General features: G+C 26.4%; 20 protein-coding genes. 6 read left to right on the top strand and 14 right to left on the bottom strand.

The annotated features are described in order from the left end of the window. Positions 1-129 precede the first annotated feature (129 nt). The 5 genes from ACZ5TJ_RS10805 (at position 130) to ACZ5TJ_RS10825 (ending at position 4,060) form a co-directional block, all read left to right on the top strand. On the top strand, positions 130-1,161 hold the full coding sequence (locus tag ACZ5TJ_RS10805; protein WP_464199581.1) for an ABC transporter substrate-binding protein: 1,032 nt from the start codon (positions 130-132) through the stop codon (positions 1,159-1,161). Between the two features lie 81 nt (positions 1,162-1,242). After that, the gene (locus ACZ5TJ_RS10810; protein ID WP_464199583.1) at positions 1,243-2,010 is read left to right on the top strand and encodes an ABC transporter ATP-binding protein; all 768 of its coding nucleotides are present in this window, start codon (positions 1,243-1,245) and stop codon (positions 2,008-2,010) included. Further along, positions 2,003-2,788, top strand: a complete 786-nt coding sequence (locus ACZ5TJ_RS10815; RefSeq protein WP_464202322.1) for an ABC transporter permease — start codon at positions 2,003-2,005, stop codon at positions 2,786-2,788. Before ACZ5TJ_RS10810 ends, ACZ5TJ_RS10815 begins: the two co-directional genes overlap by 8 nt. A 185-nt stretch (positions 2,789-2,973) precedes the next feature. Beyond that, positions 2,974-3,360: a CidA/LrgA family protein gene (locus ACZ5TJ_RS10820; RefSeq protein ID WP_464199585.1), complete on the top strand. Its 387-nt coding sequence runs from the start codon at positions 2,974-2,976 to the stop codon at positions 3,358-3,360. Further along, on the top strand, positions 3,344-4,060 hold the full coding sequence (locus tag ACZ5TJ_RS10825; RefSeq protein ID WP_464199587.1) for an LrgB family protein: 717 nt from the start codon (positions 3,344-3,346) through the stop codon (positions 4,058-4,060). The genes ACZ5TJ_RS10820 and ACZ5TJ_RS10825 overlap by 17 nt, the downstream gene beginning before the upstream one ends. 127 nt (positions 4,061-4,187) lie before the next feature. Here the strand turns inward: ACZ5TJ_RS10825 and ACZ5TJ_RS10830 are convergent, their stop codons facing one another. From ACZ5TJ_RS10830 to glsA, 12 genes are all read right to left on the bottom strand, one after another. Continuing rightward, positions 4,188-6,347 (bottom strand): type IA DNA topoisomerase, encoded by a 2,160-nt coding sequence (locus ACZ5TJ_RS10830; RefSeq protein ID WP_464199589.1) that lies wholly within the window; start codon positions 6,345-6,347, stop codon positions 4,188-4,190. Positions 6,348-6,444: 97 nt separating this feature from the next. Beyond that, positions 6,445-6,945, bottom strand: a complete 501-nt coding sequence (locus tag ACZ5TJ_RS10835; RefSeq protein ID WP_464199591.1) for a TspO/MBR family protein — start codon at positions 6,943-6,945, stop codon at positions 6,445-6,447. Between the two features lie 63 nt (positions 6,946-7,008). Continuing rightward, entirely contained in the window at positions 7,009-8,922 is a 1,914-nt protein-coding gene (locus ACZ5TJ_RS10840; RefSeq protein ID WP_464199593.1) for a sensor histidine kinase, read from the bottom strand. Positions 8,923-9,037: 115 nt separating this feature from the next. Then, positions 9,038-10,960, bottom strand: a complete 1,923-nt coding sequence (locus ACZ5TJ_RS10845) for a sensor histidine kinase (RefSeq protein ID WP_464199595.1) — start codon at positions 10,958-10,960, stop codon at positions 9,038-9,040. 107 nt (positions 10,961-11,067) lie between these two features. Then, the gene (gene ptsG, locus ACZ5TJ_RS10850) at positions 11,068-13,101 is read right to left on the bottom strand and encodes a glucose-specific PTS transporter subunit IIBC (RefSeq protein WP_464199597.1); all 2,034 of its coding nucleotides are present in this window, start codon (positions 13,099-13,101) and stop codon (positions 11,068-11,070) included. A gap of 121 nt (positions 13,102-13,222) precedes the next feature. Beyond that, the gene (locus tag ACZ5TJ_RS10855; RefSeq protein WP_464199599.1) at positions 13,223-14,140 is read right to left on the bottom strand and encodes an alpha/beta hydrolase; all 918 of its coding nucleotides are present in this window, start codon (positions 14,138-14,140) and stop codon (positions 13,223-13,225) included. A gap of 95 nt (positions 14,141-14,235) precedes the next feature. Next, complete coding sequence (locus tag ACZ5TJ_RS10860) at positions 14,236-16,392, bottom strand: YhgE/Pip domain-containing protein (RefSeq protein WP_464199601.1); 2,157 nt, start codon at positions 16,390-16,392, stop codon at positions 14,236-14,238. Positions 16,393-16,584: 192 nt separating this feature from the next. Then, the gene (locus ACZ5TJ_RS10865; protein WP_464199603.1) at positions 16,585-17,712 is read right to left on the bottom strand and encodes a glycosyl hydrolase family 8; all 1,128 of its coding nucleotides are present in this window, start codon (positions 17,710-17,712) and stop codon (positions 16,585-16,587) included. A 131-nt stretch (positions 17,713-17,843) separates the two neighbouring features. Next, positions 17,844-18,386, bottom strand: a complete 543-nt coding sequence (locus ACZ5TJ_RS10870; protein WP_464199605.1) for a lytic transglycosylase domain-containing protein — start codon at positions 18,384-18,386, stop codon at positions 17,844-17,846. Between the two features lie 14 nt (positions 18,387-18,400). Further along, positions 18,401-19,000: a dephospho-CoA kinase gene (gene coaE / locus ACZ5TJ_RS10875; RefSeq protein ID WP_464199607.1), complete on the bottom strand. Its 600-nt coding sequence runs from the start codon at positions 18,998-19,000 to the stop codon at positions 18,401-18,403. A gap of 17 nt (positions 19,001-19,017) precedes the next feature. Then, positions 19,018-21,612, bottom strand: a complete 2,595-nt coding sequence (gene polA / locus ACZ5TJ_RS10880; RefSeq protein WP_464199609.1) for a DNA polymerase I — start codon at positions 21,610-21,612, stop codon at positions 19,018-19,020. Positions 21,613-21,709: 97 nt separating this feature from the next. After that, positions 21,710-22,627, bottom strand: coding sequence for a glutaminase A (gene glsA, locus ACZ5TJ_RS10885; protein ID WP_464199611.1), 918 nt, complete (start codon positions 22,625-22,627; stop codon positions 21,710-21,712). Between the two features lie 163 nt (positions 22,628-22,790). On the opposite strand from glsA, the gene ACZ5TJ_RS10890 reads away from it, so the two are divergent. Next, positions 22,791-24,026, top strand: a complete 1,236-nt coding sequence (locus tag ACZ5TJ_RS10890) for an aminopeptidase (protein WP_464199613.1) — start codon at positions 22,791-22,793, stop codon at positions 24,024-24,026. 37 nt (positions 24,027-24,063) lie between these two features. Here ACZ5TJ_RS10890 and ACZ5TJ_RS10895 read toward each other — a convergent pair whose 3' ends face one another. After that, a complete protein-coding gene (locus tag ACZ5TJ_RS10895) occupies positions 24,064-24,285 on the bottom strand; it encodes a hypothetical protein (RefSeq protein ID WP_464199615.1) in 222 nt (73 codons plus the stop codon). A gap of 31 nt (positions 24,286-24,316) precedes the next feature. Beyond that, a complete protein-coding gene (locus tag ACZ5TJ_RS10900; protein WP_464199617.1) occupies positions 24,317-24,775 on the bottom strand; it encodes a DUF3284 domain-containing protein in 459 nt (152 codons plus the stop codon). Positions 24,776-24,847: the final 72 nt, after the last annotated feature.

Genomic DNA, 24,847 nt, shown 5'->3' on the forward strand with positions numbered 1-24,847 from the left:
GTCTAAAATATTTAGTTTTCCTAAATATTTTAGACCTTTTTTCTTTTTAATCGATTCATTTTAACATTATAAGATATATTGTCATACTATAAATCATGATTAATTATTTTGTATTGAAAGGACTGTAATATGAAGAAAAAATCTAAAATTGCATTATTTTTATCAGCTATTTTTGCTTTTTCAATTTGCTTTGCTGGCTGTTCTAAAAATGGTGGTAATAATTCCGAACTAAAAACTGTTCGTCTTAATGAAGTTGTCCGTTCTATTTTCTATGCTCCTATGTACATTTCTATAAATGAAGGCTTCTTTGAAGAGGAAGGACTAAACATTGACTTATCAACAGGTCAAGGTGCTGATAAAGTTATGCAAAATGTTTTATCTAAAAACTCTGATATAGGTTTTTGTGGACCTGAACAAGTTATTTATATTTATAACCAAGGAAGAGAAGATTACCCTGTTCTTTTTGCAGGGCTTACTAAAAGAGATGGTTCTTTCTTAGTTGGTCGTAAAGATGAAACTGACTTTAAATGGAGTTCATTAAAAGGAAAAGACATAATAGGAGGAAGACCTGGTGGTGTTCCTGAAATGTCTTTAGAATATGTAATGAAAAAAAATAATATAGACCCTAAAAAAGATGTAAATATGGTAACTAATTTAGATTTTACTGCAACAGCTGGTGCATTTAAAGCGGGAACTGGTGAATATGTTTCTTTATTTGAACCAACAGCTTCAATGCTTGAAAAAGAAGGTACTGGTAAAATCGTTGCATCTATTGGAGAATCTTCTGGTGAAATGCCATATACTTCATTCTTTGCAACAAAATCTTATATAGATGCTAATCCTGAAGTAATTGAGAAATTTACTCGTGCAATTTATAAAGGACAACAATGGTTTAAAAATCATTCAGCAGAAGAAATTGCTGATTCTATAATTTCATTCTTCCCTGGTACTGATAAAGATTTAGTAGTATCAGTTATTGAAAATTATAAAGAAATTGATGCTTTAGCCGATAATCCTACAATTACAGAAGAAGGCTTAAATCATCTAATGGATATAATTACTGACTATGATAAATCCCTTATAGAAAAGAGACCTGAGTTTAATAAGATAGTAAATACTGATTTTTCAGAAAAAATATTATCAGAAGGAAAAGATAATTAATACTAATATTTAGGGGCTACCTTCTAAAGGCCCCTACATATTATTTTTTACATACTATAAATTCAAGGTGGTGAAATTAATTTGGCTTTACTAAATATTAATAATATATCTATGAATTATCATTCACTAAAAGGTGAAACGAAAGCTTTAAAAGATATTAATTTTTCTGTAAATGAAAAAGATTTTTTAAGTATACTTGGACCTTCTGGCTGTGGTAAATCAACCTTATTAAATATTATGAGTGGACTTATACATCCATCAAGTGGAACTATCACATATAATGACACTCCAATTGAACAAAACTTAGATAAAATAGGCTATATGTTCCAAAAAGATCACCTATTTGAATGGAATTCTGTTTGGAATAATGTAACCCTTGGATTAAAAATTAAAGGGTTGTTAAATGATGAAAGTATAAATCGAGTAGAAACTCTTTTAGCTAACTATGATTTAAGTAAATTTAAGGATCATAAACCTTCTGAATTATCTGGTGGTATGCGTCAAAGAGTTGCTTTAATTAGAACTTTAGCACTAGATCCAAAAGTTCTATTTTTAGATGAACCATTCTCTGCACTAGATTATCAAACAAGATTAAATGTTTGTGATGAAATATATGAAATAATTAAACATGAAGGAAAAACAGCTGTTATGGTTACTCACGATATAAGTGAGGCAATATCAACTTCAAATAGAATTTTAGTTCTCTCTAGAAGACCAGCTATTATAAGGAAAGAATTTGACATAGAATTTAAAGCAAAAAATATAACTCCTTTTAAGAGAAGAACTGAAGGTGAATTTAAGGAGTATTTTGATTTATTATGGAAGGAGCTTGATAATTATGATGAGTAATGAACATTCACTTTACTTAAAAAAACTAAAGCATGATAAAGTTAAGCTTGCCTTCTTTAGATTGTTTATACTAGTTGCATTTATTATTTTATGGGAAGTTGCAGCTTCATATAAATTAATTGACCCATTTTTAACTTCCTCGCCTAGTAGAATATTTGATTCATTAGTTCAATTTATAAATGAAGGCACTCTTTTGACCCATATTGCAGTTACTTGCTATGAGACTGTACTTGGTTTCTTACTTGGAACAATTCTTGGTTCTTTAATTGCTGTAATACTTTGGTGGTTCCCTTTTACATCAAAAGTTTTAGACCCATATTTAGTTGTTCTAAATGCACTTCCTAAAGTTGCACTTGCACCAATAATAATATTCTGGGTTGGAAATGGAACATCAGCTATAATTGTAATTGCTCTTTTAATTTCAATAGTTACTACAATAATAAGCGTTCTAACAGGATTTAATGAAGTTGATAAAGAAAAATTACTTCTTATGAAGACATTCCAAGCATCTAAGTTCCAAATTCTTAGGTATTTAATATTCCCATATACAATTCCAGTTTTAATTTCAGCACTTAAAATAAATGTGGGTCTTTCTTGGGTTGGTGTAATTATGGGAGAATTCTTAGTTGCAAGAGAAGGCCTTGGTTTCTTAATAGTTTATGGAGGACAAATTTCTCAACTTAATATGGTAATGATGAGTATCGTTATACTTTCTCTAATAGCTTTTATAATGTATAAATTAGTAGCTATTCTTGAGAGTCACTTTGTAAAAAATTAATTAATATTATATTCATTTTTCATTAATACAAATTTTAACGATAACATTTACATTGGCATGACCAGTAGATTTAAAGAATTCATCTCTTTATAGATCTACTGGTTTCTTTTTATAACACTCTGTTTACTTAATTGTATTAAAGTGATACATTAATATGGTACTAATGTTACTAAGGAGAGATTAACTTGAAATTATTTAGAGAAGCACTCATAATATTTGGAATATACTTAGTAGGAGAAGTCATAGTCTCCTTAACGCATATACCGATACCAGGAAATATAATAGGTCTCTTATTACTTTTATTAGCACTTTGCACTAAAGTAATAAAAGTTAGTCAAGTAGAAACTATAGCAAATTTCTTTTTAGATCATTTAGCCTTCTTCTTCTTACCTGCAGGAGTAAGCTTAATGAACTCATTTGGAATAATAAAAGCTAACATTATTCAAATAATAATAGTATGTATTATAACTACTGCAATTATTATTGCTTCTACTGGATTAATTGTACAATTCATTGTTAATTTATTAAATAAAGATAAGAAAGGAACTGAAGAAAGTGAGTCTAATAACTAATAATATACTTTTTAGCATAGTTCTTTCTCTTGTAGCTTTTGAGATTGGATTATTAATAAGTAAAAAAACAAATATACCAATATTTAATCCTTTACTTGTTGCTATAATAATAGTAATAGCATTTTTAACAGCATTTCATATTGATTTTGATGTATACAATAAAGGAGCTCAATTTATTAACATGTTCTTAGGACCTGCAACTGTAGTTCTTGCAGTTCCACTTTATAAACAAATTGAACTTTTAAAGAAAAATGCAATAGCAATATTTATCGGAATATTTTGTGGTACTTTAATTGGAATTTTCTCAATAATATTCTTATCACATATTATTGGACTTAATGTACCTATGATAGTTTCACTAATACCAAAATCAGTTACAACACCAATTGGTATTGCAATAAGTGAACAATTTAATGGTATTGTACCAGTTACTGTTCTTGCAATTATTTTATCTGGAATAATTGGTGCAATAATTGGACCAACTATATGTAGAATATTTAGAATAAGAAATAGAATTGCAATCGGTATTTCACTTGGTACAGCATCACATGCTGTTGGAACTACTAAAGCACTTGAACTTGGCGAAACTGAAGGTGCTATGAGTTCACTTTCAATAGGTATAGCTGGTATGATGACAGTATTTGTTGCACCACTTGCCTTTAATATAGCAATGTTTGTATATAATTTAATATTCCATTAATTATATTATATAAATACTGTCTTTAATTAAGTTAAAAAAAGTCTAAAAATATTTATTAAAATATTTTTAGACTTTTTTATTAGTTTTGAAACTTTATTATATAAGTTAATATAAATTATATAACTTCCTACTTAATAAACTCTATTTTCCAATTAAAGTATCCTGTTTTTTCATCTTTTTCATATCTAAAATATGCTGAAAAAACATTTCCTTTTTTACTTTTTAAATTTCTAAATCCAACTTTTCCATTCTTTAAAAGTAATGATACCATTTCTTTAGATACAGTTTTCCCAAATGAAGTTATGTATTTATCATCTTTCCAAATAGTATATTTGCATCCATTTTTCCAGTTAGAACATCCAAAGCCTTTTTCACCTTCAATAACTGGATTACCACACTGTGGACACTTACCTATTTCTTCTACATCTTCAGGTAATTCTACTTTAAACTTACTAAGCATTGATGTATCATTTTTTATAAGATTAACACTATCTACTGTAAAATCTTTTATAAGATTTAAAAATTCCTCTTTTTTAACCTTACCTTTTTCTATATCAGATAATGTTTTTTCAAGTCTTCCTGTATATTCCAAATCAAGAAGTTCTTTTGCTGGGAAGATTTCAACTATTGTTCTACCAAGTTCTGTACAAGTTAAACTCTTTCCTTTTGTCTCAATATATCCAACATCAATAAGTTTCTTAATTGTCTCTGCACGGGTAGCCGGTGTACCTATACTAAATCCACTTAATATAGATTCCATCATTTCACTACTATCTTCCTCATCTTTAAAACTTTTACCGCAAGTTTCCATAACCCTTAAAAGAGTTTTTTCAGTATGTTTCTTTGGTGGTTTTTTTGTTACTGAATTTATCTTATTAGAAGTAACATCTACTACCTCTTTAAGCTCAACCATTGGAAGTATAGTATCTTTACTTTCTATTTTTTCAACAACTCTCCAACCTTCTTCTAATTGAACCTTACCTTTTGAAATAAAAATACCTTTTATTTCTTCATCATATACTTTGTGTGTTATTTTAGTTTCTTCAAATTCAGCAACTTTCATAAATTGCATTATAAATCTATTTTTTATTGCTTCGTAAACTACTTTTTCATCTACACTTAATTTAGTAGGTTTTATATATGTTGGAACTATAGCACTATGGCTTTCAACTTTTGAATTATCAAATACCCTTTTACTTTTTGTAAATTTTATTTGATCTTCATATGGTAAGCCTTTTTTTAGTGTTTCTAGAACTTTTTTTGTTCTATCTACTAAACTCTCTTCAAGTGCTATACTTCCTGTTCTAGGATATGTTATAAATTTCTTTTCATAAAGACTTTGTGCTACTTTTAATACCTTGTCTGATGTCCATCCTTTATATTTACTAGTTACATATCCTTGAAGATTTGAAAGATTAAATAAAAATGGAGGATATTCTTTCTTTTTCTCAGTTTGTTTATCAACAATCTCAGCGGTCTTTCCTTGTAGCTTTTTACTTATGTTTTTCAATACATCCCTGTTTTCAAATTTTTCTGAGTCATTTTCGTAATATAACCCATCATACTCATCATTATTTTTTGTTTTAAACTTACAAGCCAATTTATAATAAGTTGTTGCTTTAAAGTTTTCTATTTCTTTATCTCTATCATAAATAATTTTTAATGTAGGAAGCAAAACTCTTCCTATATTTAAAATTTTATCATCATTAAAATTATATTTTATAGTTGCAACAGACGTTAAATTAATTCCAATTATCCAATCTGCCCATTGTCTTCCTATTCCCGCATCTTGAAGTGATTTCATCTCACTATTATTTTTTAAGTTATCCATACCTTTTTTTACTTCAGTTTGTGTCCATTCATTAAGTAGTAATCTATATACAGGCTTTTTCTCATTAAAATATAAAAATATTTCATCTGCAATTACTTGACCTTCTCTATCAAAGTCAGTAGCTGATATAATAGAATCTACATCATCTCTATCAATTAATGATTTTATTATATTTAACTGTTTTTGTGCACCTTTATCTGTAATACTTCTGTTTTTACTATCTACTTTGATTTTGTACTTAAATTCTGATGGTATAAATGGAAATTTATTAAGTTTCCAACTTCTCATATTCTCATCATAATCTTTAGCATCATAAAGTTGTAGTAAATGTCCAAAAGCCCAAGTAACTAAGTATTCCTCGCCTTCAAAATACCCATCTCTTCTTGTCTTTATTTTAAAAGCATCAGCAATATTTTTAGCTACAGATGGTTTCTCTGCTATTATAACTTTCTTCAATTTATCAGCTCCTAAAATTGTCTTTCTCTATTTATAGAAAACTTATTACAAAGTTATATTATAAACCGTTTTTTAAGAAAAAGAAACTTTTTAGAATCTACATTTCGTTTAACATCCAAATAACTATGTTTAAATAAAGAAATATTCCACTTCCTAAAATATATGGTATAAGTAGTATTCCAGATACTTTATCTATCTTAAAGAATTTTATTATTGTTACAATAAGTATTAATATAATAAGAATAAGTTCTATCCATGCAATACCATACAATCTTAAAGAGAAAAATATTAAAGGCCATAATAAATTAAGTATTAATTGCAAACTATAGAAAAATAATGATCCATTTCTTCTACTATCACATTTTTTTATCATTCTTATTCTATAAACTGCAATCCCAGAAAGTAAATATATCACTCCCCACATAACTAAAAGTATCCAAAATGGTGGAAAAAAGCTTGGCTTTTGTAAATCTTTATAAATATTAATATTATCTTTAATTAATATTGATACAATAAAAAAGCCTACAAAAGGGATTAAAAGATTTATGATAAATGTAAAAAATTTAAATTTCCCATCTATCTTTAATATATTTTTCATAACTTCACCTCAAAGTATAATTATCTAATACTATTAATATAATGTTTCTTATGAAATTATTCTTTAAAGATAAATATCTGAAAATTCTATATCAACCTTTTTATCAAGACTTATAATCTCAACATCCTCACCTTTAGAATACTTTCCTAGGTTATATTCTATTGGAAGATTAATAATAAATTTATTCCACCCTTCTTTACAGCTTTTATAATATATACTTCCTCCATGAAGTTTAACTATAGCTTTAACTAAATATAACCCAAGTCCACTTCCTTCTTTTTCTCTTGATAAAGATTTATTTAAATTTGTAAATTGATCAAAAATATAAGGTTCTTCTTCTTTTTTAATAGGTCTAGAATTATTTTTAACTACAATTTTTACAATTCCTTTTTCTATTTGTAAATTTACAATTATTTTCCCACCATTTTCCCCATACTTTACACTATTAGAAAGTATATTCAATATAACTCTTTCTATTAAATCTCTATCACAGGCTAAATTAATTTCTTCAAATTCTGAATCAAAAATAAGAGTATTTTTGATTTTATCAACATATTTTTTAGTTGCAATAGTTGCATTTTCAACAACCTCTACAATATTATATATTTTTTTATTTAGCTGTAAATATCCTTCCGAAATCTTATTTGTATCAATAAAGTTATTTATAGTTCTAATTAATCTTAAACAATTTTGTCTTATCCTATTGTTATTTTTACTTAATAAATTTAAATCTTTTTTGTTTAAACATACTTCATTTAGTTTTAATGCTGAATTTATTATATTTATTGGTGTTCTAAGTTCATGGGATATATTTGAGTAAAATTTATTTTTTATTTCTTCTTGCTTCAAATACTCATCATATTTTTCCTTCATTTCATTATATCTATTTAACTCACTCATATCTCTTATATATACTATTTCTATATCTTGCTCACTTTTTATTATATAAAGCTCTAATTCTTTATATTTGTCTATTCCACTTTTTAAAACGTATCTTTTATCTATTTTTGTATTGAATATATTTATATTCTCTTCTTCTATAATATTTTCTTTATCTATCATTTGCTCAATACTTATCATATAAATGAAATTATTAAAACTTCTATTTAATATATTAACTCTATAATCTATCCCCATCATAAATAAAGCTTCATTATTTATATAAGAGACTCTCTCATTTTTTAGTATAATAATCCCATCCTTAAATGATTCTATTAAGTTACAATATCTTTTTTCACTTTTATTATTAAGTAAATTTAATTCATTAAGTATAGCATTTCTATCTTTTAATTCATTATTTAATTCACTTTCCTTCTTTTTTACGTCTTCTATATGCAATTTCATTTTATCATATACTAAAACTAGAACATTTTTAGTAATTCCATTATAGATTAATAAAAAAGCACAATACTTTAATATATCTCCTATAATAAAAGTCTTAAAACTTTGCATTTCAATATTATAAATAACATTATATAAAACTATAAAAAGCAGATATAAATATATGCATTTATTTTCTACTGTTATATCTTTTTTAATTTTTTCTTTATATATTATTACTAATACTAATATCATTTGAAATAATAAATTTAAACTCATTATATTGTCATAATATTCATTATGACTTGAATTACTAAATATAGTAGAGTAGATTACTACTAATACAAATGTTATAAAACTATAAAATTTTACAGTTTGTTTTATATTATAATTTTTTTTAAGACACATAAAAGAAGTTACTATTATTAATATTTCTAAATTTTTATTTGTATTTTCTATAATTTTAATAATGTCATTAAATAATGCATAATTTTGAATAATATTTAAAAATAGCTTTATATACTCAATTATTCCTACAAATAAAAATCCAATCCCTATATATTTATACTCGTTATTTACTTTTCTTAATATAGTTACCATTCCTACTGAAATTGCAAAAGTTGCACAGAAAATACTAACTGCATAATGGAACTGCAAATAACGACCTGTAAATAAAAATACAGATATATATAACACTAATATTAAAATTTGTAAATTTGTATATTGTAGCTTTCTTCTTACGTTTTCTTTAACGTAGTTCCCAACCTCTATTTTAATCCCTTCCTTTTTTGAATAATATTACAAATTCGGTTCCTTCTCCCTCTTTGCTATTTATCTTAATTTCTCCTTTTTGTAATTCAACTAAATTTTTAACAACAAATAATCCTATTCCACTTCCCTTTTCTTTTATACTCTCATTATTTTTACCCATAGTATATTTAACAAATATTTTATTTATAAAGTTTTCATCCATACCAACACCATTATCTTTAATACTTATTTCTATATCATTTTCTTTTTCTATTACATTTATATAAATTTCGCCACCAACTTGAGTAAATTTTATTGAGTTTGATATCAAATTAAGCATTATTCTTTGCATAAAACTCTCATCTATATATAAAAATACCTCTTCATTATTAGTATCAAATATAAGAGATATACTTTTCTCTTTAGCATAATCTACTAGTCCAAATACAATGTCTTCTATAAACTCTACTATATTTACTTTTTCAAATGTTGGATAAAGATAGTCAGCCTGTATTCTACTATTATCTATAAGGTTATTAGTAAGCTTCATTAAAGCTAAACAATTTTGTTTGCATATAGAATTATATTTTTTTAAGGAATTTATATCATTATTTTGAGTAAAAATATTTTCCAATTGGATGGCTGAATATATTACATTAATCGGTGTTTTTAAATCATGACTTATATTAGATAAAAAATCTGTCCTTATTCTTTCTTTTAAAATTTTTTCTTCTATACTTTCTTTTATTGAATTCATATCCATTATTGTTGTTGTATCAGTAACGCTAAATACAATTTCACCATTTTCCTTATTATAATCTACCACTTCTAAACTTAAATATTTTTTATATTTACCATTTTCAATGTATCCTCTATATATCTTTTTTTCTATAGTTTTATTCACAAATGTTATTTCTTCATCTAATTTAATAAAAAGTGATACTTTTTTATTTATTATATCTTTTAAGTTTTCCTTGCCTATTAAATTCAAAAATACTTTATTAGAATATATAATTCTTAAAGTTGCAGAACTTAATATAAAAATTGGAACAGGAATAGATTTAAAAAAGTTTTTAAACATAATTTCGTTTTCTCTAACTATTCTTTGTGATATTTCTAATTCATTATTTTTCTTGTAAATTTCTTTATTTATTTTATTTAGTTTTTCAGAACTTTCATATAAATCCTTGAATAATAGTTTATATGGAGCGTTTAACATTTGATCAATTGTACATAAAAATAAAGATGTATACGAAACATATATTATAAAGCAATTGATTGCTAATAAAAATTCTAATAAAATTCTACTATACATAATCAGAACAAGAAAAAAATACAATGTTATATGTATAATAAACCTATTCATATAATTGATGTTTTCACTTTTTATTTTATTTAAATTTTTAATTACTTGTAAAAATTTAAATAGGCAACCTATAATTAACAAAGCACTTGTATATTTGGCTACTTTTATAAAATCATTAAGTTCAAATAAATATATAGTATATGTAATTACTAATCCAACTGCTATATATACTATTGGCTTAAACTTATCTCCATTTAAATATTTAAAAACAACTACTATAAATACTAAAAACATAACATTAGTCGTATATGGAAATAATAACATATAACTTTCATAAAAATTTCCAGATACCAATTTAATATTTACAAAAATATTTACATTAGAAACTATCATTGGTACAAATATTAGTGATATATAATCAAATATCTTATATCCTGTTACATTTGCAGTAGAATATGTTAATAATCCTATACAGAATGCTATTATTAAATGAAAAATGCAATTTATATAATGAAACAGATGTGAATTATTCCAACCTATTAATACAGTTAAGCAATATATAGCTATAGATATGCATATTATAATTTTATATTTTTCTTTACTAATATATAAAATATTTTCTTTTTCCTCTTTTACCATAACTTTTACCCCCATACATTTTCTATTTTACTTTATTTTTCCTAATATGTGAAGTTTTATGATATATAGGGCAAAAAAAAGTCAGCTACCAAAAGGTAGCCGACTTTTTATCTCTTTATTATTGTTGCAACAACATCTTTCCCCTCAACTGCTGGACCATAATTAAAGTTTATTTTTGCATTATCTGTCAAATTAGTAAATACTATTGGCGTTATTAAAGATGGTACTTTATCTTTTATAAGATCAAAATCAACTTCTAAAAGTTTATCACCAACTTTAACCCTATCTCCTTGCTTAATAAATGCAGTTATCCCTTCTCCTCCTAAAGATACCGTATCCATACCTACATGAATTAAAATTTCAAGTCCATTATCACTTGTTATTCCTACTGCATGCTTTGTAGCAAATAATGATGTTACTTCTCCACTTACTGGAGCTATAACTGTTCCTCCAGTTGGATCTATAGCAAATCCATCTCCCATCATCTTCTCTGCAAATACCTTATCAGGTACCATGCTTAACTTTAAAACTTCTCCTGTAAGTGGACATAAAATATCTTCTGGAAGATCATCTAAATTATCTTTCTTTATTTCTCTTATATCATCATGTTCTTCTAATTCCTCTTTTACAACGTTTCCTGCTATTACATCTTTAATTTGACCTTTTAAAATATCTGATTTAGGACCAAAAATTGCTTGAATGTTATTTCCAACTTCCATAACTCCTGATGCCCCAAGATTTTTAAGTTCTTCCTTATTAACTTTAGATACATCATTTACTATAACTCTAAGTCTAGTTATACAAGCGTCTAAATTATTTATATTTTCTTTTCCTCCAAGTGCTTCTAAAACTGATACTGCAAGTGCCGCACCTTTAACATCAGCTTTACTTACATTATCACTATCATCTTCTCTTCCTGGAGTTCTTAAATTAAATTGTCTAATTAAAACTCTAAATACGACATAATAAATAACTGCATATATGAGTCCAACTACTATAGCTAAATACCATGGTGTTCTATTTGGTATAACCCCAAATAAAAGAAAATCTATTATCCCACCTGAAAATGTCATACCTATTTTAACATTTAATAATTGCAGTATAGTATATGATAAACCAGCCATTACACAATGGAATGCAAATAGTAATGGTGCTACAAATAAAAATGAAAATTCAAGTGGTTCTGTAATTCCTGTTAAAAAAGATGTAAGCGCTGCTGATACCATAATTCCAGCTACTGCTTTCTTATGTTCAGGTTTTGCTTCTTGATATATTGCAAGTGCTGCTGCTGGAAGTCCAAACATCATAAATGGGAATTTACCTGCCATAAATGTTCCTGCTGTAAATGGAACTCCATCTCTTAATTGAGCAAAGAATATATTTTGATCTCCCATAACAAGATGTCCTGCTTTATCTACATATTCTCCAAATTGATACCAGAATGGATTATACCATATATGATGTAATCCAAAAGGAATTAATGCTCTTTCAATAGTACCAAAGAAGAATGAAGCAATTGTTGGATTTGCATCAATCATTCCTCTTGAAAAAGCAAACAATCCTGATTGTATAGGAGGCCATATAAATGTCATAATTATACCAATAATTACTCCAAGTGCAGCTGTAACTATAGGTACGAATCTTTTACCTGCAAAGAATCCTAAATAAGGAGGTAGCTCTATCTTATAGAACTTTTTATACATAGCTGCTGCTATGAGTCCCATTATAATTCCACCAAAAACTCCTGTTTGAAGTGTTGGTATTCCAATAACTACTGAATACATAGGGTCACCTATCATATCTAATGTTATTCCTAAGAATGTCCCCATAGCTACATTCATTATTAAGAATCCAACAATAGCTGCAAGACCTGCAACTCCATCACCATCTGATAATCCAATTGCAACTCCTACTGCAAAAATTAAAGGTAAATTGCTAAATATTATACCTCCAGACTGTTCCATAACATTTGCAACTAATTGAATCCACTCTGCTCTCATAAAGGGAGCATTTACAAGTAAAGCTTCATTCATGAATAAATTACCAAATGCTAATAAAAGTCCTGCAGCCGGTAATAAAGCAACTGGTAACATAAGCGCCTTACCAATTCTTTGTAATACTCCAAAAATCTTTTTACCCATCTTTATTCTCCTTTCTCTTTGATAACAAAGTTATTTTCCCCAAGATTCTCCTTATTTACACTAGATATTTATTCCAATAAAAAAAGATGAGATATTTAAAAATAATACCTCATCATCTTTATTAAATCTCTTCTATCCAATTTTTCATATCAAGAATAACATCATCTTTATTTACTTCATTTAACATTTCATGTCTTCCATTTTTATAAAGCTTTCGTTTTACATTTTTAACTCCAACATTTTTATATCTTTCATAAAGATCATTAACACCTTTTCCAAAATATCCAACTGGATCTTTATCTCCTGAAAAAATGTATATAGGTAAATCTTTTCTTACCTTATTAAAATTTTCTTCTTTATGAATGTTCCATAATCCTTTAATTAAATAATGATAAAATGATGTTGTACATATAAATCCACATCTCTCATCATCTATATATTTATCAATTTCTTTGTTATCACTACACATCCAATCAAATTTTGTTCTTGCTGGCTTAAAGCTTTTATTAAAATCACCAAATGATAACTTATCCATTAATTCACTTCTAACTTTTTCTCCTTTTAATTTCATTTCTATTTTTGCTATTACCATTCCTATTTTAGTAATCCACTTTGGTTTTCCATTACTTCCTGATAAAATTAATCCATCAATTGTATCACTATAAAGTTGTGCATACCTTTGGCTTACAAAAGATCCCATGCTATGTCCAAGTAATATTATTTTTAAATCTTTATTTTCTTCTCTTATTATAGTGTTTAATTCCTTCACATTTTCTACAAGTAAAGAGAAACCATCGCCTTCTCCTAGATATCCAAGTTCATCTTCATCTTTTGCTGTATACCCATGTCCTCTATGATCATTTGCATAAACTATATATCCATACTCATTTAGCTTTTTAGCAACATAATCATATCTATATGCTGTTTCTGTCATACCATGAGCAATTTGAATTACACCTTTTATCTCTTTATCTGACTTTGGTATCCACTTATAAACATTAATCTCTTTTCCACTATTATCTTTAAATTTAAAATTCATAATATTAATCCCCCTATTTTAAATTGTTTATACCTTAATTATTTAACTAAAAAAAGAAACTGTCAAAAGTTTTTAACAGTTTCTTTTTAATAAAATTAATGTTCAACTATATCACTTGATCTAAGCTTCTTAATAAATTTCTCACTTGATTTATTCATAATCTTCTTAAAGAATATTCCAATTAGTAAGAATATTATAGCTGCAACTATTAAAACTTTAATGTCTCTACTTATAAGCTCTGGAACTATTCCTCCAACAAATCCTCTCATAGCATCTATTGCATATTTAAATGGAAGTGCAGGATTTATTCCTCTAAAGAAGCTTGACATTACTTCTACTGGGAATGTTCCACCTGAAGCTGCAACTTGTAATACTAAGAATACAATACAAATAGCTTTACCAATATTTCCAAAGACTGAAACTGTTGAATATATAATAGTAATAAATATTAAACTAGTAAACATACCAAATAATACAAATAGTACTGGATGTAATACATATGTTTTTAATATAAATATATCCCCAAGAGTAACTACAGCACCTTGTAATACTCCAATAGTTATAAATAGTAGATATTTCCCAAAGAATATTTCTCTACTTGTTAGTTCCTCTTCACCTTCAAAGTTCTTTGCATTTACAGTTAGTAATGAAACTAATATTAATCCTCCAACCCATAAAGAAAGCACTGTATAAAATGGTGACATTGCTGAACCATAGTTCGGAACTGGGAATAACTTATTAGTTTGAACATCAACTGGGCTTGTTAAGAAACTACTTTGTTCTTTCCAGTTTCCAGTTATTATTTTTAATACTTCATCAATATTATTTTTATTATCTAATTTCTTTAATTCTTTAGTCATCTTACTAAATGATTTTTCTATTTCAGGCATATTCTTTTTAACCTTTATAAGTTCTTCATTTGTAAGTTTTGTTCCCTTTGATAATAATGAAAGTACATCTTTAACATTTGGCATAACACCTTGTGCATCTTTTATTATTGAGTTCATATCACTTGAAAATCCATCTAATTTATCTAATGCTGAATTTATTGCAGGTACTATTTTACTATCATAGTCTCCTATAATTCCTCCAATGTTAGATGAAATATCATTTATTTTATTTATTATTTTTTGTATTGTATCAGGTTGTAATAAAGCATTATTATTTACTAAATCAATATCTTTGTTTATGTTAGATATTAAATCTGCTGTTTTATTTTCTATCTTCTTTAATCTATTAATTATCTCTGTTAGCTTTTCTTTATTGCTTATTTTATTTATTGATTCTAATACATTTATAGTAGATTTAAGTGAATTATCTGCAGCTGTAAGCTTGTTATTAACACTTTGTAATGCCTTTAATAAAGCTTCTTTATCATATTTTTCTGTAACATTATTTAGTAATTCTGTAGAACCATTTAATAAATCTCTACTGAATATTAAGTCATCTTTAACTATAGGTGCAACTTTATTAAATCCTTCTTTTGATTTTCCTATAAAATCTTTACTTTTATCTAAAGCAGTATTTGTTTTATTTAAAGCATCATCAACTTTAGGAAGTATATTATTCATTTTATTTAACATCTCATCTATAGTTATAGTGCCATCATATGCCTTGTTTACAAGTTTATTTATTTCAGGCATATTATCGTTTATTTTATATATTAAATCTACAACTTTTCTAACCTTATCTCTTGAACCTATATATTCAAGACCAACTTCATTTAAAACTTTAAGTACAGTACTATTTACAGTATCAGATACAGTATCATCTATTTGCTGCTTTAATGATTGTACTCCTTTATCAGTTATTTTTGGTGCAATTGCATTTGTAGATTCATTTACTGTATATATAAGTTTAGGTTTTATTATTTCTTTTGATGTTATTGATATTAAATCAGTTGAGAAGTTATCTGGTATTACTATACTTGCAAAATAATCCCCCATTTTAACCCCATTGTCAGCTTTTTCTTTATCTACAAAATTCCAGCCAATTTGATCATTCTTTTTAAGTTCAGTAACTAAACTATCACCTATATTAATATCCTTACCATTATAGCTTGCTCCCTTATCCTCATTTACTACCGCTACTTTTATTCCTTTTGTATTTCCATATGGATCCCATGATGATTTTATATTAAACCACGCATAAAGAGAAGGTAGTATTATAAGCCCTATTACCACTACTAAAGCAACCCAATTTGTAACTATTTTCTTTATATCTCTTTTATAAATCTTAAAAATATTCTTCATATAATAATCCTTTCTCAATATTTTTAGTAATGTATAGATTATAACAAATAACTGACTAAAAGTCATTAATTAAATTTATTAAAATTTACCATAATTTATTATAAATTTGTACACTATTTAGTATGCTCTATTAATAAATAATTAAAATACCACCTTAAATAAAAATTTAATTTATTTAAGGTGGTATTTTAATTATTCCTCATTTCTATATGCAAGTAATGCATTTAAATTATCAAATGAATATACATCTAAAGTTTCTGCATTCCCAAAGCCTCCATATATAACTGAATTTTTATTCATTACTTGGAATGACTCCATTTTCTTTAATGCTTTATTATAAAGTTCTTTATCGCCTGTAACTTCGCATATTCTAACAATTAGTGCATATATTGATGTTGATTCTATGTTAGATTTTTTCTCTCCTGTTTTAGAATCATATTTAGCATAAATTGCTCCATCTTTATTAAACTTTGCATTTAAAAATTTTATACTTTTTGATATATCTTCTGATACTTCAGCCTTATTTAATAAAACAATTAATGATAATAAAGTATCTACATCTTCATCAGTATCATAGCTTTTTGTTTTTCTATCATAAAATTTTTTATAAAGTGGTACATTATCACTTATATACCCACCATTTAAAATTTTATCTGATTCATTATATACTTTCTTCCATTTATAATCTATATTACTCAAATATTTTATTGTTGGTAGATCTAAATAGCAAAGTGTTGTAATATTACTTTTATTATATCCATCGTAAAAATCACTAAGTAAATCATTTTCTATTAGCTTTTCATTTATTGCCCTGGAAATACTTATAGCCTTTATTCTGTAGCTAAATCCTCCCCATCTTTCATCCGCTAAAAGAAGTGCCTTTACTATTCTTAAATCATCTATAGTAGCTGATGTATTTGTTTTTTGTTTTCCATCAACTCTCCATGATATTAATTTATCTTTAAGTCTCATATAGTTTTCAATAAAACTCAACGTCTTATTGAAGTTATCTCTATCATTTTTTTCTAAATAATAAAGTAACATCATCCCTTCCGATTCTGATAAAACAGTGTGACCTTTTGTAATATCTCCTTCTGATTCTAAATTTTTATAATTAGTTTTTATTCCTCCATCACTATCTGTCATTTTTGTATCTATAAAATCTAGCAGTATACTCTCTCTATGACTCATTTTATTATCTTTAAATGTAACTCCACTATCTACTGGAAGGACATATGGTATTCCTACTTTGGCTAAAACTAAAACAACTAATAAAATTACAAATATTATTCCGTACCTTGAAGGTTTTATTTTTATCAACTTTTTCTCATCTCTTTTCAATTAAATTTAAAGAGCTAAATAATATTTTTAAGTCAAATATTATTTAACTTATAATTTATTATTTAGCTCCTATATTTATATGTTATATTAAAAATTTTACATATATATTTTTAATCATATAAGTATTTGTAAATTTTATAATAAATATTCACCTTATCTACATAATTTTTAGTTTCAGGAAATGGTATATAATGAATTTTCTTTCCATCTTTTGAATAATTATTATCTTTAAGCCACTTGTTAACATTTCCTCTACCTGCATTATACGCAGATATTACAAGGTCCTTATTTTGAAACTCATTATACAAATTATTTAAATACCAACATCCCATTTTTATATTCATATTTTCATCATAGAGCATATCACTTGAGAAATCTTTTATTCCCATTTGCCCTGCAATCCACTTTCCTGTACTTTCAGTAATTTGCATAAGACCAATTGCATCCTTATGTGAACGTGCACTTTTGTCAAACTTACTTTCAGCTTTTATTATTGAAAGTACGAATAACGGGTCTAAATTATACTCTTTGCTATACTTATCAATAACTCCCTTATGTTTATAAGGAAAAGCATATTTCTTAACGCCAAATTTTATTCCAGTGAATGCTAAGAATATAATAATAATCCAAACTACTATTCTTCTAAATTTCATTATAAAGCTCCCCACTAAATTACTTTGCTTACAAAATCAATAAAGTCATCAACTTGTTCTTTAGTGTATATAAGATCCTTGCTATTATCTATTATTACATTTGCAAATTCTTTTTTTCTCTCAACAGACATTTGAGCATTTATCCTATTTAACGCATCATTATTTGTAAGCTTATCTCTATTTTTTAATCTTTGTATTTGAGTTGAGCTATCTGCATAAACTAATATTACAAAATCCATTTCTTCATGAAGTTTTGTTTCTATTAAAGTTGGTGCATCAACAATAACTAGCTTTTCTCCATTGTTTTCAAAAGTTTTTATTTGATTGTTTATTTCACTTTTTATAAAAGGAAGTATTATATTTTCATATTTTATTCTTTGTTTTGGGAATCTAAAAATATGATTTCCAAATTCCTTCCTTCTAAATTCACCTCTCCAATCAAAAAAACCTTCTCCAAATTCAATTCTAACTCTTTCTAATATCTCCGGATATTTTACTAAAACATCCCTTGCTATAATATCTGCATCAATTATTTTAAACCCAGCTTCTTTTAGCATCAAAGATATTGTGCTTTTCCCTGTACCAATACCACCAGTAAGCCCAATTCTCATCATGATACTATTACCCTCCTTTATTTTGTGTTATACCATGTATCTCCAAAGTTTGCATCTACATCTAATGGAACACTTAAATTCATTACATTTTCCATCTCTTCTACAACTAATTTCTCTACTTTAGCAGTTTCTTCTTCTTTTACATTTAATATAAGTTCATCGTGAACTTGTAGTAAAAGTCTACTTTGTAGATTTTCTTCTTTTAATCTGTTATATACATTAATCATTGCTATTTTTATTATATCAGCAGCACTTCCTTGTATAGGTGCATTCATAGCAAGTCTTTCTCCTAATGCCTTAACAATCTTATTAGAAGATTTTATCTCTGGTATAAATCTTTTTCTGTTTACTATTGTAGTAACGTATCCTGTTTCTTTAGCATCTTTTACTACTTTATCTAGATATTCTTTTATTTTTGGATACCTATCAAAATAAATGCTCATATATTCTGAAGCTTCTTTTTTAGTTATATTTAAATCTTGTGCAAGTGAAAAATCACTAATACCGTATACTATTCCAAAGTTTACAGCCTTTGCTCTTGAACGCATAAGTGGTGTAACTTCATCTATTGGCACATTAAATACTTCTGATGCTGTTTTTGTATGAATATCGCTATGGTGTTTAAATGCATTTATCATATTTTCATCGCCACTCATATGTGCTAATACTCTAAGTTCTATTTGTGAATAGTCACAAGATAAAAGTTTATCTGATTCTTCTTTTGTTATAAATATTTTTCTAATCTCTCTTCCCATTTCATATCTTATAGGAATGTTTTGAAGATTAGGCTCAGTACTTGATAATCTTCCTGTTGTTGTTACTGTTTGATTAAAGTTTGTATGAATTGATTGATCTACATCTATTAAACTTTTCATACCTTCAACATATGTTGAATTAATCTTAGCAATTTGTCTATAATAAGTTATTTTATCTATTATAGGATGTTTATCTCTAAGTTTATCTAAAACATCTGCATTCGTTGAGTAACCAGTTTTTGTTTTCTTTATAACAGGTAAATCTAATTTTTCAAATAGCATTTTTCCAAGTTGCTTTGGTGAATTTATGTTAAACTTTTCATCAGCCATTTCATAAATTTCGTTTTCTACAATTTGAATTTCTTTTTTAAACTTATCTTGAAGTTCATCTAAAACATTAGTATTAATTTTAAATCCTTCATTTTCCATACCAGCTAATACGAATATAAGTGGATGCTCAATATTATAGTATAGTTCTTCCATATTTTCTTCTTTAATTTTATTAGTAAGAATTTCGTATAATTTCTTAAGGTACGTAGAACCTTCTAAAAGTCCTTCATAGTCTTTTGAAACTTCATTTCCAATAAATGTTCCTACAATACTACTTAATGCATATTCACTTTTTGATGAGTCTATTAAATATGCTGAAATAGCAGTGTCAAACTCAAATCCTTTAATTTGTATACCCATCATACTTAATATTTTAATTAAAGCTTTACCATCATGTATTACTTTTTTCTTATTTTCATCTTCAAAGAATTCTTTTAATATTTTTGTAACTTCTTCTTTTTCATTTTCATAAAAGTCTTTAAACCTAAATTCTGTAGTTTTTCCTTCATCTCCAAATATAATGTTATTTATTTTTCTCTTTGAATTTAAAGGTGATTCTTCTATATCATAAGCTATATAATATGTTTTATTATCTTTTAATAGACTTTTTAATTGTTCTAATGATTTTATTTCATTAATTTCTATTTCTTCTTTTTCTTCCTCACCTATGAATTTAGTTAAAGAAGATTGCATTCTAAGATTTAAAAGAAGTTCTTTAAGACCTTCCTTATCTATCTCATTTTTCTTTCTTATACCATCCATTAGATTATCTATTGGAACTTCAGTCATTATAGTAGCTAATTTCTTACTAAAGATTGCTTGTTCAGTGTAATTTTCTAGATTTTCTTTTAGTTTTTTACCACTAATATTATCTATATTCTTTAAGACCTCTTCCACAGAACCATATTCTTTAATTAACTTAAAGGCAGTCTTTTCTCCCACTCCCGGAACCCCTGGAATATTATCTGATTTATCTCCCATAAGTCCTTTAACATCTATAAATTGAGTTGGAGTTACTTCAAATTCCTTTATAAATGCTTCTTTATTATATTCAGCAGTTTCTGAAACTCCTTTTTTTGTAATAATAACATTTATATTATCATCTGCAAGTTGAAGAGCATCTTTATCTCCAGTAACAATATAAACTTCCATTCCATTTTTTGATGCTTCTTTTGCAGCTGTTCCAATAATATCATCAGCTTCAAATCCATCTAATTCATATATATTAATTCCAAGAAGATTTAGCATTTCCTTAACTAGTGGAAATTGTTCTCTAAGTTCTTCTGGCATCTTTTTTCTTCCTGCCTTATAATCTCCATATGCTTCATGTCTAAATGTTGGAGCTTTTTTATCAAAAGCTGCTACTATATAATCAGGATTTATATCTTCTTTCATTTTTAAAAGCATATTCGTAAAGCCATATATAGCATTAGTATGAACTCCTTCAGTATTAGTAAGAGTTGGTGGTAATGCATAAAAGGCTCTATTCATAAGTGAGTTAGAATCCAAAATCAATACTTTTTCCATATTTTCCTCCTTAACTTAAGCCTTAGGCCCATAGTTATAATTATATCCTTTAAATTTTATTATAACACTCAAAGGTTACTTAAATTTATTTATTATTCTAAAATATGCTAAGGTCTAATTCTTCTGATAAATCTTTAAGTATTTTTATACCTGCAATACTGTTACCTTTTTCATCTAAAGCTGGACCATATACTCCTATTCCCATTCTCTTAGGAACAGAACCTACAATTCCTCCTCCAACTCCACTTTTAGCTGGTATTCCAATATTTACAGCAAATTCACCAGATGCATCGTACATACCACAAGTTACCATTATTGATTTAACCATTTTACATATTTTCTTTTCTATTAATACTTCTCCACTCCATGGAATAACACCATCATTTGCAAGTACTGCTCCAAATCTTGCAAGATCTCTAGCATTTGCTTCAATTGAACATTGTCTAAAATATAAATCTAATATTGCCTCTACATTTCCTTCTAATATTCCATTACTTTTCATAAAGTATGCAAGTGCTCTATTTCTATCTCCAGTAAGCTTTTCAGAAATATATACTTCTTCATTTATTTTGATTTTATCGTTATTTGTTGCCTTCTTCATAAAATCTATTAGCCTTCTAAGCTTTTCTTCTTCTGTTCTTCCTTTAATTAAAGAAGTAGTAGCTATTGCCCCTGCATTTATCATAGGATTATAAGGTCTTTTAGTATCTGTTGTTTCAAGTTTTACTATTGAATTAAAACCTTCCCCTGTTGGCTCAACATTCACTTTTTTTTGTACATTTTCTATACCGTTATCTTTTAATGCAAGTATTAAACTAACTACCTTTGAAATACTTTGTATTGTAAATTCTTTAGTACAATTACCTGCAAAATATTCTTTCCCATCTAAGCCTATTATTGCAATACCTAAATCATTTACATCAGCTTTAAGTAATGCTGGAATATATGAAGCTAGCTTACCCTCTTTACCGTAGATTTTATTTTTCTCTACTAATTGATTTAATAAATCAGTCATGTTAAACTCACCCCATTTTCTTATATTTAAACAAAATCAAGTAAATATATTATATTACTTATTAACTCTTCTTACAACAATCTCATATCTTATTATTTACATTAGTATTTTTTTCATATTTTATGGTAAAATAATATTAAAAATTTAGGCGGTGATACTAATAATGGATAACTTTGATTGTTTATTAAAAAAATATGCTAAACTAGTTGTTACTAAAGGAGTTAACCTTCAAAAAGACAAACTTTTATTTATTAACTCTCCTATAGAATGTAGCAATTTTGCAAAACTTTTAGCAGAAGAAGCATTTAAAATTGGTGCAAAAGATGTTTATATTAATTATTCTGATGAACTTTTTACAAAATTAAGATTTCAAAATGCTTCAATAGAAACTTTATCTAATGTTCCACAATATGAAATAGATAAATATAACTATTTCGTAGATAATGATGCATCTTTTATTTCAATTTCAGCAAGTAACCCTTCTTTATTCAAAGGTATTGACTCAAAAAAAATTGCATCTTCAAGCAAAGCAAAAAGCTTAGCACTTAAAAATTATTCTAATAAACTTATGAATAATGAAAATGCTTGGTGCGTTATATCAATGCCAACTAAAGCTTGGGCAATGAAAGTATTTAATGATTGCAGTGAAGATGAAGCTGTAGATAAATTATGGAATGCAATTTTTAATGTAATGAGACTTAATAATGAAGATCCATCTAGAGCATGGGATATTCACTTAGAAAATCTAAAAAATAATATGGAAAAATTAAATAAATTTAATTTTAAAAAGCTTATATTTAAAAACTCCTTAGGAACAGATCTTCATATTGAATTACCAGAAGGTCACATTTGGTGTGGTGGTGCAGATTATACTAAAAACGGTATAGAATTTATTGCAAACATGCCAACAGAAGAGATATTCTCAACTCCTAAAAGAAATGGAGTTAATGGAAAGGTTGTTTCTACTAAACCTTTAAATTATGGTGGAAACTTAATAACTAATTTTTCATTAACTTTTAAAGATGGAAAAGTAGTAGATTTTACTGCTAAAGAAGGCTATGATTCTTTAAATGAACTTCTAAATACTGATGAAGGTTCTAGATATTTAGGTGAAGTTGCACTTGTGCCTTACGATTCACCTATTTCAAATTCAAATATATTATTTTATAATACATTATTTGATGAAAATGCTTCTTGTCATTTAGCACTTGGAAAAGCTTATCCATCATGTATTAAAGATGGCGAAAATATGAGTGAAGATGAACTTCTAAATGCAAACTCTAATATCTCTTTAGTACATGTTGACTTTATGATAGGATCAAAGGACCTTGATATCATTGGTGTAACTCAAGATTTAAAAGAAGTTCAAGTATTTAAAGACGGAAACTTTTCATTATAATAAGAAAACTACAAGCCAAAATGCTTGTAGTTTTTTATTATCTACTCTTTTCTTTATAATTTGTATATATTTTCCCAAGTAATTCTTGTAAACTATTTGAAGCTTCCTCAATAACTTCTCCTTTGGGCATTTTCCCTCCCTCAATTTTAATATTATAAGCTCCAGACACTGATGGATTATATTTAAATTCAACTGTTGTTTTATCTTTTTTTAACTCTTCTAAAAGCTTATAATATTTCATATATCCTTTTATACCCATATCTCATTTTTCTCCTTATAAAAATAAGAACTTAACTCTTCTTAGAATTTTTCTCTATCATTTCTCTATAATTTTTCATTTCTACTTCTAAACCACTAACTAAAAAAGCAAATCTTTTTTTAATTCTACTTTTAAATAGTAGGTTTTGAAGCATAGAATTTATTCCTTTAAATATTCCTGATGTACTATCGCTTTCTTCTAATGTAAATAAACATTTATTATCATCTATTTTTTTAAATCTATATGTTGAAACAAAAGATAACTTATTTCTTACACTTGTTATTTGATATAATTCATTTTGTTTATAATCAGTTACTTCTACATTCATATCTACACTTTTTCCAGCATATGCTCCACCTTTTTTTGTAACTGATGCTCCTATAGGATTCTTATCATCAAACTTTGGAAAGTCTCTTTTAGCTGCTCTCATAAATACTTTAAATACTTCCTCTACTGGATAATTTACTTCTACTGAATTTTTAAATGACATATTATTCCCTCCCAAAAATTAAAAGCTAAAATTATGCTATAAACTAATTATATTCTAAAGTTTATAATATAA

The organism is Clostridium budayi, from assembly GCF_055396605.1.

Coding starts and splice junctions, on each gene's coding strand:
- ACZ5TJ_RS10805 (WP_464199581.1), top strand. CDS start 130: ATGAAGAAAAAATCTAAAATTGCATTATTTTTATCAGCTATTTTTGCT.
- ACZ5TJ_RS10815 (WP_464202322.1), top strand. CDS start 2,003: ATGAGTAATGAACATTCACTTTACTTAAAAAAACTAAAGCATGATAAA.
- ACZ5TJ_RS10835 (WP_464199591.1), bottom strand. CDS start 6,945: ATGAAAAATATATTAAAGATAGATGGGAAATTTAAATTTTTTACATTT.
- ACZ5TJ_RS10845 (WP_464199595.1), bottom strand. CDS start 10,960: ATGGTAAAAGAGGAAAAAGAAAATATTTTATATATTAGTAAAGAAAAA.
- ptsG (WP_464199597.1), bottom strand. CDS start 13,101: ATGGGTAAAAAGATTTTTGGAGTATTACAAAGAATTGGTAAGGCGCTT.
- ACZ5TJ_RS10855 (WP_464199599.1), bottom strand. CDS start 14,140: ATGAATTTTAAATTTAAAGATAATAGTGGAAAAGAGATTAATGTTTAT.
- ACZ5TJ_RS10860 (WP_464199601.1), bottom strand. CDS start 16,392: ATGAAGAATATTTTTAAGATTTATAAAAGAGATATAAAGAAAATAGTT.
- ACZ5TJ_RS10870 (WP_464199605.1), bottom strand. CDS start 18,386: ATGAAATTTAGAAGAATAGTAGTTTGGATTATTATTATATTCTTAGCA.
- coaE (WP_464199607.1), bottom strand. CDS start 19,000: ATGATGAGAATTGGGCTTACTGGTGGTATTGGTACAGGGAAAAGCACA.
- polA (WP_464199609.1), bottom strand. CDS start 21,612: ATGGAAAAAGTATTGATTTTGGATTCTAACTCACTTATGAATAGAGCC.
- glsA (WP_464199611.1), bottom strand. CDS start 22,627: ATGACTGATTTATTAAATCAATTAGTAGAGAAAAATAAAATCTACGGT.
- ACZ5TJ_RS10890 (WP_464199613.1), top strand. CDS start 22,791: ATGGATAACTTTGATTGTTTATTAAAAAAATATGCTAAACTAGTTGTT.
- ACZ5TJ_RS10895 (WP_464199615.1), bottom strand. CDS start 24,285: ATGGGTATAAAAGGATATATGAAATATTATAAGCTTTTAGAAGAGTTA.
- ACZ5TJ_RS10900 (WP_464199617.1), bottom strand. CDS start 24,775: ATGTCATTTAAAAATTCAGTAGAAGTAAATTATCCAGTAGAGGAAGTA.